The organism is Mesorhizobium sp. M0768 (assembly GCF_040320195.1).
In the GTDB taxonomy this organism is placed as follows: Bacteria; Pseudomonadota; Alphaproteobacteria; order Rhizobiales; family Rhizobiaceae; genus Mesorhizobium.
In genome coordinates, this window is the sequence record NZ_JAMYPD010000020.1 from 94,937 (window position 1) to 111,568 (window position 16,632).

General features: G+C 60.7%; 18 protein-coding genes. 13 read left to right on the forward strand and 5 right to left on the reverse strand.

The genetic code is table 11. The features are described 5' to 3' along the window. Positions 1-35: 35 nt before the first annotated feature. The 8 genes from NKI08_RS23140 (at position 36) to NKI08_RS23175 (ending at position 6,524) form a co-directional block, all read left to right on the forward strand. The gene (locus tag NKI08_RS23140) at positions 36-254 is read left to right on the forward strand and encodes a hypothetical protein (RefSeq protein ID WP_352772367.1); all 219 of its coding nucleotides are present in this window, start codon (positions 36-38) and stop codon (positions 252-254) included. Between the two features lie 183 nt (positions 255-437). Continuing rightward, on the forward strand, positions 438-692 hold the full coding sequence (locus tag NKI08_RS23145; RefSeq protein ID WP_352772370.1) for a DUF982 domain-containing protein: 255 nt from the start codon (positions 438-440) through the stop codon (positions 690-692). Between the two features lie 279 nt (positions 693-971). After that, a complete protein-coding gene (gene istA, locus NKI08_RS23150; protein WP_352772373.1) occupies positions 972-2,234 on the forward strand; it encodes an IS21 family transposase in 1,263 nt (420 codons plus the stop codon). Next, positions 2,231-3,103 (forward strand): IS21-like element helper ATPase IstB, encoded by an 873-nt coding sequence (gene istB / locus NKI08_RS23155; protein ID WP_352772376.1) that lies wholly within the window; start codon positions 2,231-2,233, stop codon positions 3,101-3,103. Before istA ends, istB begins: the two co-directional genes overlap by 4 nt. 467 nt (positions 3,104-3,570) lie before the next feature. Then, positions 3,571-3,750 carry a DUF982 domain-containing protein gene (locus tag NKI08_RS23160; protein WP_502899659.1) on the forward strand — a complete coding sequence of 60 codons (180 nt, stop codon included), beginning with the start codon at positions 3,571-3,573 and terminating at the stop codon, positions 3,748-3,750. A gap of 508 nt (positions 3,751-4,258) precedes the next feature. After that, positions 4,259-4,756 carry a non-homologous end-joining DNA ligase LigD gene (gene ligD, locus NKI08_RS23165; RefSeq protein WP_352772380.1) on the forward strand — a complete coding sequence of 166 codons (498 nt, stop codon included), beginning with the start codon at positions 4,259-4,261 and terminating at the stop codon, positions 4,754-4,756. A 95-nt stretch (positions 4,757-4,851) separates the two neighbouring features. Beyond that, positions 4,852-5,388, forward strand: coding sequence for a helix-hairpin-helix domain-containing protein (locus NKI08_RS23170; RefSeq protein WP_352772382.1), 537 nt, complete (start codon positions 4,852-4,854; stop codon positions 5,386-5,388). Beyond that, a complete protein-coding gene (locus NKI08_RS23175) occupies positions 5,292-6,524 on the forward strand; it encodes a PHP domain-containing protein (RefSeq protein WP_352772384.1) in 1,233 nt (410 codons plus the stop codon). The genes NKI08_RS23170 and NKI08_RS23175 overlap by 97 nt, the downstream gene beginning before the upstream one ends. Before the next feature lie 21 nt (positions 6,525-6,545). On the opposite strand, the gene NKI08_RS23180 is transcribed toward NKI08_RS23175, so the two are convergent. The 4 genes from NKI08_RS23180 to NKI08_RS23195 all read right to left on the reverse strand — a co-directional run bounded on the left by NKI08_RS23180 (position 6,546) and on the right by NKI08_RS23195 (position 10,428). Next, positions 6,546-7,184 carry a hypothetical protein gene (locus tag NKI08_RS23180; protein WP_352772386.1) on the reverse strand — a complete coding sequence of 213 codons (639 nt, stop codon included), beginning with the start codon at positions 7,182-7,184 and terminating at the stop codon, positions 6,546-6,548. Between the two features lie 522 nt (positions 7,185-7,706). Further along, positions 7,707-7,952, reverse strand: coding sequence for a hypothetical protein (locus NKI08_RS23185; protein WP_352479079.1), 246 nt, complete (start codon positions 7,950-7,952; stop codon positions 7,707-7,709). 83 nt (positions 7,953-8,035) lie between these two features. Further along, the gene (locus tag NKI08_RS23190; RefSeq protein ID WP_352449750.1) at positions 8,036-8,737 is read right to left on the reverse strand and encodes a Crp/Fnr family transcriptional regulator; all 702 of its coding nucleotides are present in this window, start codon (positions 8,735-8,737) and stop codon (positions 8,036-8,038) included. Between the two features lie 1,337 nt (positions 8,738-10,074). Continuing rightward, positions 10,075-10,428 (reverse strand): hypothetical protein, encoded by a 354-nt coding sequence (locus NKI08_RS23195; protein WP_352772390.1) that lies wholly within the window; start codon positions 10,426-10,428, stop codon positions 10,075-10,077. Between the two features lie 309 nt (positions 10,429-10,737). Between NKI08_RS23195 and NKI08_RS23200 the strand changes: the two genes are divergently transcribed. After that, on the forward strand, positions 10,738-10,908 hold the full coding sequence (locus tag NKI08_RS23200) for a hypothetical protein (protein WP_352772392.1): 171 nt from the start codon (positions 10,738-10,740) through the stop codon (positions 10,906-10,908). Between the two features lie 487 nt (positions 10,909-11,395). Here the strand turns inward: NKI08_RS23200 and NKI08_RS23205 are convergent, their stop codons facing one another. Then, positions 11,396-11,614 carry a KTSC domain-containing protein gene (locus NKI08_RS23205; protein WP_352772395.1) on the reverse strand — a complete coding sequence of 73 codons (219 nt, stop codon included), beginning with the start codon at positions 11,612-11,614 and terminating at the stop codon, positions 11,396-11,398. A gap of 274 nt (positions 11,615-11,888) precedes the next feature. On the opposite strand from NKI08_RS23205, the gene NKI08_RS23210 reads away from it, so the two are divergent. The 4 genes from NKI08_RS23210 to trbB all read left to right on the forward strand — a co-directional run bounded on the left by NKI08_RS23210 (position 11,889) and on the right by trbB (position 16,631). Then, positions 11,889-12,122: a hypothetical protein gene (locus tag NKI08_RS23210; RefSeq protein WP_352508341.1), complete on the forward strand. Its 234-nt coding sequence runs from the start codon at positions 11,889-11,891 to the stop codon at positions 12,120-12,122. 982 nt (positions 12,123-13,104) lie between these two features. After that, positions 13,105-15,132: a conjugal transfer protein TraG gene (locus NKI08_RS23220; RefSeq protein WP_352772397.1), complete on the forward strand. Its 2,028-nt coding sequence runs from the start codon at positions 13,105-13,107 to the stop codon at positions 15,130-15,132. 120 nt (positions 15,133-15,252) lie between these two features. Next, positions 15,253-15,666: a CopG family transcriptional regulator gene (locus NKI08_RS23225; RefSeq protein WP_352458763.1), complete on the forward strand. Its 414-nt coding sequence runs from the start codon at positions 15,253-15,255 to the stop codon at positions 15,664-15,666. Then, positions 15,663-16,631 carry a P-type conjugative transfer ATPase TrbB gene (gene trbB, locus NKI08_RS23230; protein ID WP_352772400.1) on the forward strand — a complete coding sequence of 323 codons (969 nt, stop codon included), beginning with the start codon at positions 15,663-15,665 and terminating at the stop codon, positions 16,629-16,631. The genes NKI08_RS23225 and trbB overlap by 4 nt, the downstream gene beginning before the upstream one ends. Position 16,632: the final 1 nt, after the last annotated feature.

Sequence of the window (16,632 nt, forward strand, 5' to 3'; positions counted from 1 at the left end):
AGAGTACCCTTCGGCGTGTCCCTGGGGAGGGCTGGATGAGCGTCGCGCGAAGGGTCGGTCCGTTTCTAGAACAAGCAATTACTGTACTCCTCAACAGGGCGGACCGTCGCGATACGGTCTCGATCAAAGCGGCACTACGCGAAGCTCGCGAGACTGCGCCTAATTTGGTGGCCTCCGACGAAGAACTAACCGAGGCAATCGTCGAGGCAGCAACTGCCATGGGCCTCTGCGTGGCTTTCGACGCCCAGGAGTAGCTGTCAGCCAACTTCAGTCACTGTGGCATCGCAACGGAAGCGCGCAGTCCTGCGTCATTTTCAATGTTAGAGGTAATCCGCAATTACCGTCGCAAGCTGCTAAATCTGCCTGTAGAACGGAAGCTCCCGGCTGAGCAAAGGTATTTGCTGGAGAAACTTGATCGGGCCGACAAAGAGTGACGTATGGCTCTCCACTGGTTCAACCCTCCGGTCCCGGTCAAGACCGAGCGTCCCGGGATCATCCACAATGTCAACAACGCCGAGACAGCCGGCGAGGAGCTGATGAAGTGGACCAAGCGTGGCCCTTGGTGGGACCTCGCGGTGCGTGTTTGCATGGCCGTGATTTTCGACGAGATGGAACCTGAGGAGGCCCGCAAGGCATTCCTAGCTGCTGCACAAGAGGAGGGGACATTACTCCCCCCAATGACAACTAGCTAACTTGGATGCGGTATAAGGTTCTAGGTGTCTCTTACCAACACCGCCTTCGCGAAAGGAGCCCGCCGCCAGCAAGGGGAGGCGACGGACCCCGCCACAGCGGCTGCACATCCGAGAAGGACCACTGCAACCTCTTGTCGATGCCGGCTCAATACTCCCCAGAAGTGCCGTTTGAATCTTCCCCAGTTTTAGCGCCTGTCGCCGGTCTTCCGGAGCGCGCTCCGGGAGACCGGCGGCGCGTGATCGTTGATGCTTCTCCTGATGGTCGGGAGAGGGATTTCGGTGATCAAGTTCGGGGAGATGATGATGATACTGGATTTGCATCGGCAGGGCCTGTCGGTGTCGGCGATCGCCAGGGAGAGCGGGATCGACCGCAAGACGGTGCGCAAATACATTGAGCGCGGGCTCGAGGCTCCGGCCTACGGACCGCGCAAGCCGCGTCAGGCGGTGATCGATCCCTTCACGGCCTATCTTCGCGAACGCGTCACGCGATATCCCGGACTCACCGGCAGCCGGCTTTTCCGGGAACTGAAGGACCTCGGCTATGGCGGCGGCTACACGGCCGTCACCGACTTCCTGCGCGACGTCCGTCCTGCCGCGGCGGAGCGTGGATACGAGGTTCGCTTCGAGACCCCGCCCGGCGAGCAGGCGCAGGTCGACTTCGCCCAGTTCAATGTCGTCTTTGCCGATGAGCCGACCACGCCGAGAATCGTCTGGCTATTCTCCATGGTGCTTGGCTTCAGTCGCCTTATCTGGGCACGCTTCGTCGTCCACCAGGATCTGCCGACTGTCTTGCGCTGCCATGCTGGGGCTTTCGAGGCGCTGGGCGGCGCTCCTCGCGAAGTGCTTTACGACCGTATGAAGACGGCTGTGATCGGCGAAGGCGATACCGGCGGCATCGTCTACAACCGTGCCCTCGTCGATCTTGCCCGCCACTATGGTTTCCATCCCAAGGCCTGTCGGCCTTACCGCGCCAAAACCAAAGGCAAGGTCGAGCGGCCGTTCCGCTACATTCGCGAGGACTTCTTCCTGGCCCGGTCCTTTCGCAATCTCGAAGACCTGAACGCCCAGTTGCGTCATTGGCTGGACACGGTCGCAAACCCGAGAGTTCACGCAACCACACGGCGTGTCGTCAACGAAGCTTTCGCCGAGGAGCGGGCAGCGCTCCGGCCGCTGCCGTTGGCTCCGTTCCGATCGGTCCTGAAGCTCGAGCGACGTATCAGCCGGGAGGGCATGGTCAGCGTCGGCGGCAATTTCTACAGCGTGCCCGACGCCACCAGGCGCCGTGTCGTCGAGGTGCACACTCTGGCCGAAGAGGTACGCATCTTCGAGGACGGCGCACTGATTGCCATCCATCCCATTCTAGAAGGTCGGCACCAGCGGCATGTCGAGCCCGGGCATCGCAACATCCACGTCCACAAGCGCCGACAAAGACTGAGGAACGACGAGGTCATCCTTCATGGCTCAGGCGACAGGGTCGCTCAGCGCCCGTTGGCCTTCTACGATGCCGTCGCCCGGGTGATGGCGAAGGAGCAGCGTCCATGACGAATGCGCTCGACACCACGCCATCCACCATCGACCGGATCCGCCACGATCTCGTCGGCCTGAAGATGCCGCGGGCGCTCGAAGCGCTCGATCATGTCGTGCGCCGGCTCGAGCAAGGCGAGATCGCCGCCCTCGAAGCCATGGACATCCTCCTTTCGGAAGAGTTGACCCTGCGCGAGAACAGCCGGATCAAGACGGCACTGCGCATGGGGCGTCTGGCCACGATCAAGACGCTCGCCGGCTTCGACTTCTCTTTCCAGCCCTCGCTCGACCGAGATCGAATCTTCACGCTCGCCCAACTCGGCTTCGTCGCCCGCTGCGAGGTCGTCCACTTCCTCGGCCCACCCGGCACAGGCAAGAGCCATCTGGCCATCGCGCTTGCCGTCGAGGCTGTGAAGGCTGGAAAGAGCGTCTATTTCTGCACGCTCGCCGAACTCATCGCCGCACTGGCAAGGGCCGAACGCGAAGGCCGCCTGCAGGAACGCATCCGCTTCTTCTGCCGGCCTGCTCTGCTCGTTGTCGATGAGATCGGCTACCTGCCCGTCATCCACGGTGGCGGCAATCTGTTCTTCCAGCTCGTCAACGCCCGCTATGAGAAGGGCGCCATGATTCTCACCTCAAACCGCGGCTTCGCCGAATGGGGCGAGGTCTTCGGCGATCCTGTCGTCGCAACCGCACTTCTCGATCGCCTGCTTCACCATGCGGTCGTCGTCCAGATCGAAGGATCGAGTTATCGGCTCCGCCAGCACGCCGAGCTCATGCCCGAACACTTGCGATCGAAAGCCTCCATCACGCCGCCGACATTAAATCCACCATCGCGGCCGCGCGGCCGGCCACCGAAAAATGGACACCCCTCCGCGACAGTCTGAGCGGCGAAACTGGGGAATTTTACTTCGGCACTTTTGGGGAAAATTCGAGCGGCATTGACAACCTCTAAACCCGCGAGGGCCTACATCGTTCCCTTGGCTGCGGCTACAACTGGGTTGGTCAGCGGGCTCTTGCCGCTCTAAGTTCCCCCTCATGGCTCCCCTCTGGTTCAACCCTCCGGTCTACGGTGAAGACGAAACGTCCGGGCATTCGCAATGGGGTCAGCCACGTCGAGGGAGCCGCCGAGGAACTCATGGCGTGGGACACAAAGGGTCCGAAGTGGACCAAGGCGGTCCAATCCTGCGTCGATGCGTTCGAGGGCAGGATGTCCCCCATGAGGTCCGTGAAGCCTTTGAGGCGGCTGCCAAGGAGGCCAACGTGTATCTCTCCCCTGAGTAGGAGGTATCATGGCGTCCATCTGGTTCGTCCCTCCGGTGTTCGTGAAGACTGAAACCGGTGTCAGGCATGGCTGCAACAATGCGAGGAAGCCCTTGAGCAGCTCAACATGTGGACCCGGCGAGGACCTCGCTGGCACAAGTCGGTGACCCTCTGCCTGTCAGCTCTGGAGGGCGATCCGATTGACCCCCAGGTGATACGAAAGGCTTTTGAGGCTGCCGCTAAGGAGGCCAAGATGTATCTTTCTCCGTAGGAGGAGGTGTCATGGCAACCCATTGGTTCTCCCCTCCGGTGTACGTCTAGACTGACCGACCTGGGATCACTTACGGGTGCAACAATGTCGAGAGTGCCGCCGAGGAACTCATGAAGTGGACCAAGATGGGACCTAAGTGGAGGAAGGCTGTGCAACTGTGCGCCGACAGGAGGTCCGTCAGGCTTTCGAGGCTGCTGCCAAGGAGGAAGGGGTGTTCCGTGAGTAGCAGGCCGGTGCCCATGGCTATGTTGGGACGGACCCGCTAGGCTGTCCGAATGCTGACCAAGTCCGCGCTGCTCGAAATAGACCCGGGTACGAGAGCATTCACTCTGGTCGGCGCATTTATGGGCCATTTTGCACTTCTTGAAACTGGCATCGGAGCTTGCTCTGGGCGAGGGTACTTGGCGTCTATGGGGCACGTCGAGGTAAGGGGACCGGAACCGGAATGTCAGGCTTCTAAAGCCGATGGCAGAAACCGGATAGGAATGTCGAAAAGGCCGACCGCCTCGTGTTCGACCTCGACCCCGATGAAGGCCTCGATTTTGAGGCCGTCCGCGCCGCTGCCTTTCAGTTCCGCGCTATCCTTGAATCGCTGGGACTTACGACTTTCCCGATGCTGACGGGAGGCAAAGGAGTGCACGTCATCGCGCCCCTCACCCCTGGCGCCGAGTGGCCAGAGGTGAAGGACTTCGCGTCTCGCCTGGCGCAGGCGGTCGCCCAGAGCGATCCGGCCCATTTCACGGCCGTCTTGTCAAAGGCGCGCCGCAAGGGTCGCATCTTTGTGGACTATCTACGCAATCAGCGCGGGGCGACCGCTATAATGCCCTACAGCGCAAGATCACGTCCGGGCGCTCCTGTCGCGGCACCGATCACGTGGGCGGAGATGAAGACAATAGATGCGCCCTCTCATTTCCACGTTGGCGATGCTCCTGAATTAAAGAAACGTGCAGCCTCCAAAGCTCTGGCGGGATGGGGTCGCGCTGACCAATCCTTGTCCAATCTGTAGCGTCCGACGCGGGAAGAGGCAGTAAAGCCGGGATTCAAAGGGCAACGCGGCGCTCATGGCCTTGCCTGATTGGAACCTGCGGAGATCGGCCTCGTTTGGCTGAAGCCATGGCAAAAATCGATCCGAGGACCGTCGCCAGTCTTTTAAGGGAATACGCGCAACGGGCGTCCATGCGCGGCGACAATCCCTATCGCATAAAGGCATACTTGCGCGCGGCAGACAGTCTGACGGCGCTGTCGCAGCCGCTTGATCGGATCATCGCCGCCGGCGCCCTCACCAAGATCCCGGGGATCGGTGACGCGATCGCAGACATCGTGACCAAGCTTTACCAAACCGGCACGCACCCGAGCCTTGAGAAGCTGCGCGAGGATGTTCCAGCGGGCGTGATGGAGCTGTTTGCCATACCCGGGCTTCGTCCTGATAAGATACTGAAGCTTCATCAGGCGCTCGGTGTGAACTCGCTGGCGGAGCTCGAGGCCGCAGCAAGAGAAGACCGCATACGCCAAGTCAAAGGCCCGGCGCCGCGCTCCAGACAATGCTCCTGCAGAACCTGGCCATCGTGCGAAGCGGCGAAACGCAAGTTCACCTGCACAAGGCCGCCGCCCTTCTCCACCATGCGGTCATATCGGTGAAGCAACAGCATCCAGAGTTTTCTCGCGTCGAAATTGCAGGCGACTTCCGGCGCGGTTGCGAGCTCGTTTCCGACTTCGTTCTGGTAGCGCAGGGCTTAAAGTCGACTGGTATTGAGGATACGACCCTCAGGCTTGTTGTCACGGACCGGAAGCACTTTGGCGCGAGCCTGCTCCAAGCAACCGGTTCGGCAGACCACCTTGAGCAACTGAAGACGTTCGCGGCCGACAAGGGATTGACCCTAAACGCCGACGGGCTTCATCGCGGGAGAAAGCTGATCGCGTCAGCGACAGAAGAAGAAATCTACCAAGCTCTAGACTTGCAGTTTATCGAGCCTGAATTGCGCGAAGGCAGGGACGAGATTGAGCGAGCGGCAAAGCAGAAGCTACCCGCCCTCATTCGGGATGAAGATCTGCATGGCATCCTGCATTCTCACACGACCGCATCCGATGGCACCGAAACGCTTGAGGCAATGGCTGAAGCCACGCGCAAGCGCGGTTTCGAATACTATGGTGTCGCCGATCATTCGCAGTCCGCTCACTACGCAGGCGGCCTTTCGTTGCAGGAGATTGCTGAACAGCACCGCGAAGCTGACCGGCTGAACAAGGCATACAATGGAAAATTTCGCATACTGAAGGGCATCGAGGCGGACATCCTGGCGGATGGCTCGCTCGATTACCCGAATCACATCTTGGAGCAGTTCGATTTCGTCGTCGCGAGCGTGCACAGCCGCTTCAAGTTGCCCAAGAAGGAACAGACGGAGCGTATCATCGAGGCGATCGGAAATCCTCGGACGACAATCATCGGGCACATGACCGGTCGCCAGCTGTTGCGCCGACCCGGTTATGATCTCGACGTCGACAAAGTCCTCAAAGCGTGTGCGAAACACGGCGTCGCTGTCGAAATCAACGCACATCCTTGGCGACTCGACCTCGATTGGCGCTGGCATCAAAAGGCACTCGATCAGGGCTGCATCTTCAGCATCAATCCGGACGCTCATTCGATCCGCGAGCTCGACCACATGCATTGGGGTGTCGAGATGGCGCGCAAGGGCGGTGTTCCTGCGAAGCGGGTCCTGAACGCGATGTGTTTGACGGCTCTCCTTGCGCATCTCGCACGGCGCAGCCAAACGGCCTAACCTGCTTGTGCGCCCGGCCTATCAGTGCAGGAGTCCGTCCTTCTCAAAATCTTCCCAGCCGCGCAAATTGGAGTGCGAGTTCTCATCCTGGCCATAGCCACCTGAAGCTGCAGTTTCGCGACCGCTTCTTTGAGCACGTTTCATAGCGGCCTTCCCCGCGGCTCGCCGCCTGTTCTCTGCAGCTGTCGCTGCGTCCTGTTCGCGCCAGACCGTTACCAGGTCGCGGTCAAGCACATCCTCCACGTGCTGCGGGTCGAACACGTGAAAGGTGATGTTCCTTGCCCGCCCGCGGAGTTTCACCGTTTTCGTCCCGGCGCTCTGCAAGCGACCATCTTTCAGCCAGCGGTGCCGTTCGGCCGTCGAGATCGTCAGAATGTCCTCGATTTCACGGGGGATTACGGGCAGGTCTTCGATATTCTGCAGTGCTTTGGATACGATCCCGAATACCACCTGCACATCATTCTCGGCGCCCTGAGACACGCGCAGGGTAAGCACGCGGGACTCGATATGGAGCAGTTTCCTGAAGTCCGTTGGAAGGCGGGCGCGTATTTCGAGAAAAATACCCCTCGCTCTGACGGACGATCCAAACGTTGCAGCCGGGGTTAAAGGCCACTCTCCAATCAGCTTCGCTGTTGGATTGATTTTTCGGCGCGTGGACATGCCGCTTTATATAGGTCACCGATTGTCGGCAGCGATGAGCCGATCGCAAAGCCAGCAGAGTTCTAATCCGCCAGCGGTCTGAACCAGTATGCACTAAAGGCGCAACCACGATTGTTAGCGGGGCCGCTTGCAACTTCGGCTAACAGGAAGCGGCAGAGTTGATCTCAAAGTGCGATATCAGGCGCGTTGCCGCCTGGCGGCTGTACGTGGGCCACAACCTGACCGTCCGTGATTGGGAGCCACATGGCTAAAGCGGCTGTTCCGCTATTGAGCCTCGACATGCGTTTTCGGGACCCACCCCGTCGGATTCAATCGCGAATCCCGCATCGATCGCGCTTCGCGCAATGAGATCGCCAAGTTGCCAGTCCGTGAGTTCGCAAAAGGGAAGCATTCTCCTCACGGTGTGGCTAACCTCGGATATCGAAATGCTCGGGCTGCCGATGTTGTCGATCAGGTGGCGGACAATCGCTTGGCGAACGTCCGATAAGGTAGGCGTCTGCGCGAGCGCAGGCATCACCGGCCCTATGAATGGAGCCGTGGTTCTGCGGCCACGGCTGTTTTTAAGTCGAACGCGACTGGCACACCGTGAATAATGGATGCTGCCGCCAAGAGCTCCTCCAGCTCGCGGTCGGTGGCCCTGCATGCGGGCATGAGTGTTCGGATGGCGCGGATTGCCTGTGCTATCGAAAGGAAGTGGGCCTTGCCTCTGGAGAGAACATAGGCTTCGGCGGCTCTTTCAACCGTGACTGTGTCAAAAGTGGTGGTCATCGAGAATTCCTCCCTGAACCCTGACCCACACGATTTACGGCACGAATTCGGTAGCTTGCAAGGGTTTGTCTGATTTAGGACAGTTAGGCGGAGGCTAGGCCGAAGTGACTTTGCTCCTCCTCCCCGTAAGCACCATGCGTGAGTCGTATCATTCCAACGCGGTCGATAATCGTGATCTCGCCGCGCTTGGCGTGAACCAGCCCCCGATATTCAAGCATTTGGAGGGCCGTGGTAACGCCGGGGCGCTGGGCACCAAGCATTGTCGCCAGGAATTCATGCGTCAGGTAGATCTTATTTCCTTCGACGCGGTCTTGGACCATCAGCAACCAGCGGGCCAAGCGCTCCTCGATTTTGGAGTGGCCGTTGACCAGTGCCGTCCGGGACGACTGGATGAGGAACGCGTGGGCATAGCGAAGCAGTGACTCGCGAAGGGATTGGCTCTCCGCAATCGCAGAGCGAAGAGCTTCAACCGGGAGGATCCAGCCATTACCTGCGACTTGGATATAGGTTTCATTGGGCGACTTGTCCTGGCCGAGAATAACGGCAACTCCTGTCATGCCGTCGTGGCCGACGATGCCGACCTCGCTTTGCCGCCCTCCGGTCATCGTAGCGACCACCGACGCGATGCCCATCTCTGGAAAATACACACGCTCGATCGGCTGATAAGAGACTTCCAGCTGGTCTTTGATGTTGAGTTCGACGTGATGCAGTGACGGCCTCAAAAGCGCGAAATCCTCCGAGGAGAGGGTTTTCAATACATGGTTGCGAAGAAGGGATTGGGGCATGGCTCTCTCTCCCATGCGGGCAAGAGCACGTACCTCTTACTGTCGGCTGCGTCCGACGCGCTGGCGGCCGATGTGGGAAGCATAGGCTTCAAATGTGCGGTTGGCAAAGAGTCCGTGCCTGGCGAAAGGCTCGGGGAATGTCGGCTTGAGTCCCGTAGGTGGTGGGCGCTTCTTATGACTTATGAGGCCGGTCACGAATGTCCGGAACCGGCCTAAGCAGATCGGCAGGTTTCGAGCATCGAGTTGGCAAAAGCAGTCGTTCAGCTCACGTGATGAGTTTCGGGCGCCGTCGCCTTGCGCTTACCGACATTGTGCTTCACCCGTTCCGGCCCTCTTCTTAAGCGCAGTAACTTTGAAACAAATCCTGCCGGCAGGCGTTCCAGCATGGCGCGCGGCGTTGCCGGGACCCAATGCCCGACGAATACAATGACCTCGTCATCCCCCAAGACCACGATGCATCGCCACTTCGGGAGGAGGAGTATTTCGTCCTCTGCCCGGCGTGCGGCCAAGGGTTCGACATCAGGTGTATGGCAGAGCGCTTCATCACAACGAGCTAGGCCACGAGCCATACGACCTCGACTCGTAGTCGGCAGTGATCGACGACCGTCGATGATCGTTTGGAGATGTCCCTTCAGGCCTCTATAGGAGCCGGGTCGAGACCAGCACCGAGGGTAAGCTCTCGCTCATCTGGCCGGTCGCGTTGCCGACCGATCGGCCTGACGAATCCCTGTCGCGAGGGCGGATCTTCGCCGGCAACTTATGTCTTGACGATACCTTGCGGGCTTTCAGCAACGACTTGATGCCGTTGTGGTCGTCGTCGATGCGGCCGCGGCCGACCGAAAGCTCGACAACGTATGCACCGCATGCGACAGTTGTTGTTCATCCAGGGCGACGGCGCCTACTCCACCGCAACCATGTCGCCCAGTTCTGTCACGACACTCCGAAGCAGACCTGCTCCCGGCATCGGGTGCCGGGACCAACATGTGATCTCCATAATGCGTAAGAGCCGGAGGCCCATCGCCGGCGACAAGGCGCTCATTGCAGAGAAAGGTTAACGATCGATCGGATGCCCGCGTGCCTTCACGCGCAATGTTGCTGGGCGCCTCCTTCGACAGCGCGCACATGCGACACGTCCTCGCCGCGCGCGCCGCCTGTTGCCGAGAGCGACGATCGCGAATGCGCGAACGGCTGGACGGCAGGTGAAGCGGGGTCGCGATAGGCGCACATCGATGCTCGGCTGGCGGCAACTTGCTCGCCAGCCGAGTTTATCTTTGCCGGTGGTCGGGGGAGACCAGCCAGCCACACGCTGGTGATTCCAACCCGAGCCGATGTGCCAATCAGCAACCTTCGTCGGTCTTTTTCACCTGGCCCGGCGCGGCGGTATTGGCTGTCGTGTCCTGCTGACCTGGCGCAGCCTGCTGAGCGCTGCCAGTCTGCTGGCCGGGCGCGCAGTCTCTGGCCGAGTTCTGATTTGTGGTGCCGCTGGTGGTGGTCGTGTCGGTGCCCTGATCGCCGGACATGTTGGTCCCGCTGCTCGTCGTGCCGGTGCCCTGATCCGTCGTGCTGGGCACGGTTGTGGTGGTCGAGGTGCCGCTCGTCGAGGTTCCGCTCGAAGTTCCGCTCGTCGTCTGGGCAAAGGAAAGCCCAGCCGACACCGCCAGCACGGCCGAAGCCAAAAGGATGCGTTTCATCTTCTTTCTCCTGTCTGAATGCGCGGGATGCGCCTGGCAAATCGAACAGGCAGACAGAAGGAGTGTTCCCCGATGAAGTTCAACTTTTGTAACTCTGGTCGTAGGTCAGCCTTAGGATGGCGGGCGTATATTAGAAGCCTCTTGAAGAAGACACTGCCCGCACCAGAATCCATGGCATGGCTCGGGGAATAGGCATTGGTGACCAGGTGGCGATTACTGCCACGGTTCGAAGGCGGATAACAGAGGACTGCGTAAGCCGTCTCTATCCCAGGTTACGACTTCCCACATTCCATCATCGACCACACCAAGGTGAACCGAGGCCAGCAAATCGACCTGAAAGGCGAGGTCACGCGCATCGACGAGGATACCGTGACGATCGACCTCGGGCCGCTGGTCACGGTCGACCGTGACAAGGTCCGGCTGGTAGAGAAATATCGGCCGCCAAAACGACGAAAGGCACTTGTCGTTGCCCCGGATTAGAACCGACAACATCGCGACAGGCTATGAGGGCAGGCCGCATGACGGGCCGGTAGAGGACGAGTCGAAGCACTTGGTCTACTGCCCAGTCTGCGGCCAAACGTTCGACGCGCGCGATCTTGGACAGGTCTTCCACCACGCTGAGCCGCAGCACCAGCCGCTTCCGGTCGAGCAATAGTCCCGCTAGTTGAGCTCCGGCGGCAGACCGACGTTTGAGACCCTGCGCCACCGACGTACGTTGGATGAGATAAGGGTGCTGCGTGCACCGCGCCTTCCCCGCGCGCCGATGCTCCACCTGGACCGCAAAAAAGTCCCGCCGCACTGCCAGAACGGCGGGACCGATCAAACGCTTTGCACCAGGCGGGGGGATGCGGGGGGTTGGGCTTGCCAGGTGAGCGCGGACCGTAACCAACCCTAAGCGCCACAGCGGCAACGCGTCCACCAACCGCCGGTTGGAGCGATAGGACGACTGAGCCGCCGGCAAGTCAGGTCATCCCGGGTCGCTATCGCTCGCAACCAGACGGTAGCGGAAATTGTTGCGGATGTGGTCGTTGAAATAGCGGCCCTTGGCGAACGCGGCCCGGAACGCGGCAAAGGTTTCCGGCGGTACCCCCTCAAACTCGTATCGTTTACGGCTGGCGACGAACCACACCGAGAGGGTCCTTCTATCCAGATCATATTCCATCTTGCGGATCGAAGTAGATGGCATGAGCACCACAGGCCGAGGCCCGCGCCCTTGCGGGGAGCGCGGGCCGATCGGGATAGCGATCTGCAGCAATACCTGGAGGGGGAGGATTCGCTGCGTGCACCGAACTTTCGCGGCGGTCCCGTGTTCCCAATCGAGATACACAAAAAGCTGGCTGCACCTTTCGGCATCACGCGGACGTTGGATTTGTGAGAAAGCGCGAGCGTCAATACTAACTTCTGGTGATGGAATTTTCCCGTGAGATAGGCACGCTCCACGGCGAAAGGAGTGCCCCGCCATGACCGTCCTCGCCTACAACCTTGCCAATGACATCGAAGGATTGTGGAGGGTCGTCTTCGTGCCGGACGAACTGCATCTGTATGTGGAATTCAGCCAGCCAGACGCCGACACAAACCCGGCTGATTGGATGAGCGTTGATGATTTCCTTGCATGGCGGCCGAAAGGCGCACTCCACGAGCGAGCGCGCGACAGCTTGGTTTCGCTCATTTGCAAGGCGCTGACAGGGCGATGAGACAAGGGAAACCCGCACCGAGATCCAGTGCGAGCGCCGCGAGTGGGCCTAGGGCCCCACAAGCCAGTGCCACCCCGCCGCCGGCAAACCGCGGCGGGCGAGTGCCTCGGGGACACGATGGTAGATCGCCAATGCGTTTATGGGTGTGGCCTTAAGTCGCAAACTATTGGCTTCAGAAGCAGGGCGTCGGGCTTCATTGACGGTGCTGCCAACACCATATGGTGATCCATAGCCTCCCAAACGAGAGAAGCTCGCCCCTGATGGGTCGCACTGCGGCCGTCAGCCGGCAATTGCTGTGAACTAGGAAACCATCATGATGCCTGAAAATATCAGACCAACTTCGCGAGACGTCCCCCTCATTCAGCTAGGCCTCTATCAGTGCCGCTTCCCGGTGAGCGAAGACGCTTCTGTACCCGGCGGTTATCGTTTTTGTGCTGGGCCAACTTCGCCGGATCGCGTCTACTGCGATCACCACCACCACATTGTGACCGCCGTGGACCCTCGTCGAGCCCGTTCGGGGGGTCTTCACCTCGCTCAACGACGCGCCGCGTAAGCCTGGCTGGCGGCGGCCTCCCGGCCAGGCGCTATGCGCTCCAAGGCCGCCTTGGCTACGACCTTTCCGTCGGCTCGGTCTGGCCCATCCTCCCTTATGCCGTCTTCGCCGATGTATCCCCCGTCGCCCGATTGAGAACGACGACTTCTCGCCGAGCCCTTCAGCTCGCTACTCGCACAAACGCGTCGGCTCCAAAGGTTTGTCTGTCAGCACATCTTCAATGTGCCCGCGCCTGAAGCCCCAACATCTTCTGCGACCAAACCGCGTACCTGGCACCGCCGATCGGTTGCTGCGGCGGATTTTCGCTGTTCGCAGCTGAACAATGCCTATCAACCTTGTCATCGCACCTAGTCGCATGTAGCGGCCGTTCGAATTCTCATCGCTCGGCGCGATGTTTGGTCCGTCTGGCCAGAAGAGCGGAGCAAGCCATTGACACCCACGAAGTTGCTGATTGGGCAGATCGCTGTCGTATTCGCAATTGTCATTCTTGGCGTGTGGACTGCAACCCAATGGTGCGCCCACATGCTCTCCTATCAGCCGTCACTCGGCCCACCATGGTTTGTGACAGTCGGCTGGCCGATCTACCAGCCGTGGAAGCTGTTCGAATGGTGGTTCCAATTTGACGCCTATGCGCCTGAGGTCTTTGACAAGGCTGGCATACTTGCCGGAGCCAGTGGGTTCCTGGGCTGTGCCGCCGCGATAGCTGGGTCCCTCTGGCGCGCACGGCAGCGGGGGTTGGTCACCACCTATGGGTCCTCACGATGGGCCATGAAGCTGGAAATCGAGAAGGCGGGGCTGTTTCAGCCGGCCGGCGTTTTCCTTGGCGGACTGAATTATCGCTATCTGCGCCATGACGGACCGGAACACGTCATGGCCTTTGCGCCGACACGTTCGGGCAAGGGCGTCGGACTCGTTGTTCCAACCCTTCTTTCCTGGACCGGCTCGGCCGTCATTCACGACATCAAAGGCGAGAACTGGCAGCTGACCTCTGGCTGGAGGTCGAAGTTCTCGCACTGTCTCTTGTTCAATCCGACCGATCCGAGATCGGCGCGGTACAACCCGCTGCTGGAAGTGCGCAAAGGTCCAGATGAGGTCCGCGACGTTCAGAACATCGCCGACATTCTCGTCGATCCGGAAGGCGCGCTGGAACGGCGGAACCATTGGGAGAAGACCAGTCATTCACTTCTAGTTGGCGCTATCTTGCACGTGCTCTACGCCGAAGAGGAAAAGACACTCGCCCGTGTCGCCACCTTCCTGTCGGACCCGCAACGCTCATTCGCTGCGACACTGCAGCGGATGATGACCACCAACCACCTCGGCACGGTGGACAAGCCCCAGGTCCATCCGGTCGTAGCCTCGGCGGCTCGTGAGGTGCTGAACAAGTCAGAGAACGAGCGCTCAGGCGTTCTCTCGACCGCCATGTCGTTTCTCGGGCTCTATCGTGATCCAACGGTGGCCGCGGCAACATCGGCCTGCGACTGGCGCATTGCCGACCTTGTGGATGCCGAGCGACCGATGTCGCTGTATCTGGTCGTGCCGCCGTCGGATATCTCGCGCACTAAGCCCCTGGTGCGATTGGTGCTCAATCAAATCGGCCGGCGGCTGACCGAGCGCCTGGAGGGCGATCCAAAGAAGAGCCGCAAGCATCAGCTCCTGATGATGCTGGATGAATTTCCGGCGCTCGGTCGGCTCGACTTCTTCGAGACTGCGCTCGCCTTTATGGCAGGCTACGGCATCCGCGCTTATCTGATAGCGCAATCGTTGAACCAAATCTCCAAGGCCTATGGCGAGAACAACGCCATTCTCGACAATTGCCATGTGCGGATTGCCTTTTCCTCAAATGACGAGCGCACGGCCAAACGCATCTCGGACGCGCTCGGTACCGCGACGGAACTCAGATCGATGCGTAACTATGCCGGCCATCGGTTGGCGCCCTGGTTGTCCCACGTCATGGTAAGCCGCCAAGAGACCGCTCGCCCCCTGCTGACGCCGGGTGAGGTGATGCAGTTGCCGCAGGCTGACGAACTAATCCTGGTTTCGGGATTGCCGCCGATTCGCGCCAAGAAGTTGCGTTATTACCAGGATCCGAATTTCACGGAGCGAGTGCTGCCTTCGCCGGTGCTGCGCGACGGTGCCTACGCGGATCGGCCCACGTCGCGCCCGGACGATTGGAGCGGACAGGTGCGCGGCGTGGATCGGCGTCTTGCTGGCGACGACGACAGTGCCGGCGCGGCAATCGAAGACGGAGGTGTCCAGCAGCAGCGCCATCCGGGCCTGCCCGAAGAACGGACCCTCGTCGCCCAGGAGCCTGATCATGGCGATCTGTTCACGCCCGCAGACGATGACTGCGAGACGCTCGCCGACAAGCGCGTCATGGATCGGATTTCCACCGCAGCACGTGCGTACGGCCTCAATGAGGGAATGGGCGACGACAAGGACATCGTGCCCGGCTTCTGAACGGCGCGCCATACGCGGGCGCATCTCAGCGTAGATAACGGCCGTAAGCGATTTCGAGGATCTCGACGATGCTCGTTCCCGTCGCCGGTGCATCAGCGCCGGTCAGAGGGAACAAGCAGCATGAAGCCCCACCGCATTCGTCACCAGTTTTTGCTTGGACCCGAGTTGAGCGAGAAGCTGGAGAACCTCAGCCGCAATCCATCGACCACCAAATCGGCCATTGTGGCGCACGCGGTCGAGGCCTTTATCGAGCGGCGTGGGGAGAATGAACTCGACCACCGCTACGGCAAGAGACTCGACCGTCTTTCCCGTGACCTCGGACATGTCAGGCGCGATGTCGAGATGATCCTGGAGAGCCTGGCGCTCTTCATCCGCTTTTCGATCACGCTTCATGCTCACACGCCGGTGCCGGACAAGGCGACGCAAGCGATTGCCCAGGAGCGCTTCGAGAAGTTCGTCGAACAAGTCGGCCGCCAAATCGCTTCCGGGAAACGGTCACTTGGCACCGACGATCGCAGGGGAGGGGAAGGATGAGTTCTCATCCGGAAGCCGACCATCGCCGCCGCGCCATGCTGCGCACCGCCATGGGTCCGGCGATCACCGAAGCCCTTGCCGATCCGACCGTCATCGAGGTGATGGTCAATCCCGACGGTGCGCTGCGGCTCGACCGGTTGGGTGAAGGCCGGGTCGACATCGGCGTGCACATGCATCCTTCTGAGGCCGAACGCATCATCCGCCTGGTCGCCTCCCACGTGCGCGCCGAGGCGCATGCGGACAATCCGATTGTCAGCGCCGAATTGCCATCGGGCGAGCGCTTCGAGGGTCTGCTGCCGCCTGTCGTGCTGGGGCCATGCTTCGCCATCCGAAAGCCTGCGGCGAAACTCTACACGTTGGCCGACTATGTCGCCGACCGGGTCATGCTGCCGCTGCAGGCCGATGCGCTGAAGAAGGCGGTCCGCGAGCGGCGCAACATCCTGGTCGCCGGCGGCACGTCGTCGGGCAAGACAACACTTGCCAATGCGCTGCTGGCACAAGCCGCCGATTGCGACGAGCGGGTGATCCTGATCGAGGACACGCGCGAACTGCAATGCGCGGCGAAGGATTGCGTTGCCTTGAGGACGAGGCGGGGGTCGGTCACGCTCGCCGATCTCGTGCGCTCGACCCTGCGGCTCAGACCCGACCGCATCATCGTGGGCGAAGTCAGGGGCGCGGAAGCCCTGGACATGCTGAAGGCATGGAACACCGGGCATCCCGGCGGCATCGCGACGGTTCACGCCAATTCGGCGCGCTCCGCTCTCTACCGTATCGAGCAGCTCGCCCAGGAAGCCGTCGTCACCGTTCCCCGCCGCCTCATCGCTGATGCGGTAGATCTGATCGTCTTCATCGCTGGGCGCGGATCCTCGCGCCGCATTGACGCGATCGCTGAGGTCACCGGTCTCGACAGCAGCGGTGATTACGCCGTCACCCCGCTCACGCTTCCGCAACTCCAGCAGTTTTGAA

Bases quoted from the DNA above. Each gene is read 5' to 3' on its own strand.
- NKI08_RS23140 (WP_352772367.1), top strand. From the start codon at position 36: ATGAGCGTCGCGCGAAGGGTCGGTCCGTTTCTAGAACAAGCAATTACT.
- NKI08_RS23145 (WP_352772370.1), top strand. From the start codon at position 438: ATGGCTCTCCACTGGTTCAACCCTCCGGTCCCGGTCAAGACCGAGCGT.
- istB (WP_352772376.1), top strand. From the start codon at position 2,231: ATGACGAATGCGCTCGACACCACGCCATCCACCATCGACCGGATCCGC.
- NKI08_RS23175 (WP_352772384.1), top strand. From the start codon at position 5,292: ATGCTCCTGCAGAACCTGGCCATCGTGCGAAGCGGCGAAACGCAAGTT.
- NKI08_RS23180 (WP_352772386.1), bottom strand. From the start codon at position 7,184: ATGTCCACGCGCCGAAAAATCAATCCAACAGCGAAGCTGATTGGAGAG.
- NKI08_RS23185 (WP_352479079.1), bottom strand. From the start codon at position 7,952: ATGACCACCACTTTTGACACAGTCACGGTTGAAAGAGCCGCCGAAGCC.
- NKI08_RS23190 (WP_352449750.1), bottom strand. From the start codon at position 8,737: ATGCCCCAATCCCTTCTTCGCAACCATGTATTGAAAACCCTCTCCTCG.
- NKI08_RS23195 (WP_352772390.1), bottom strand. From the start codon at position 10,428: ATGAAACGCATCCTTTTGGCTTCGGCCGTGCTGGCGGTGTCGGCTGGG.
- NKI08_RS23205 (WP_352772395.1), bottom strand. From the start codon at position 11,614: ATGCCATCTACTTCGATCCGCAAGATGGAATATGATCTGGATAGAAGG.
- NKI08_RS23210 (WP_352508341.1), top strand. From the start codon at position 11,889: ATGACCGTCCTCGCCTACAACCTTGCCAATGACATCGAAGGATTGTGG.
- NKI08_RS23225 (WP_352458763.1), top strand. From the start codon at position 15,253: ATGAAGCCCCACCGCATTCGTCACCAGTTTTTGCTTGGACCCGAGTTG.
- trbB (WP_352772400.1), top strand. From the start codon at position 15,663: ATGAGTTCTCATCCGGAAGCCGACCATCGCCGCCGCGCCATGCTGCGC.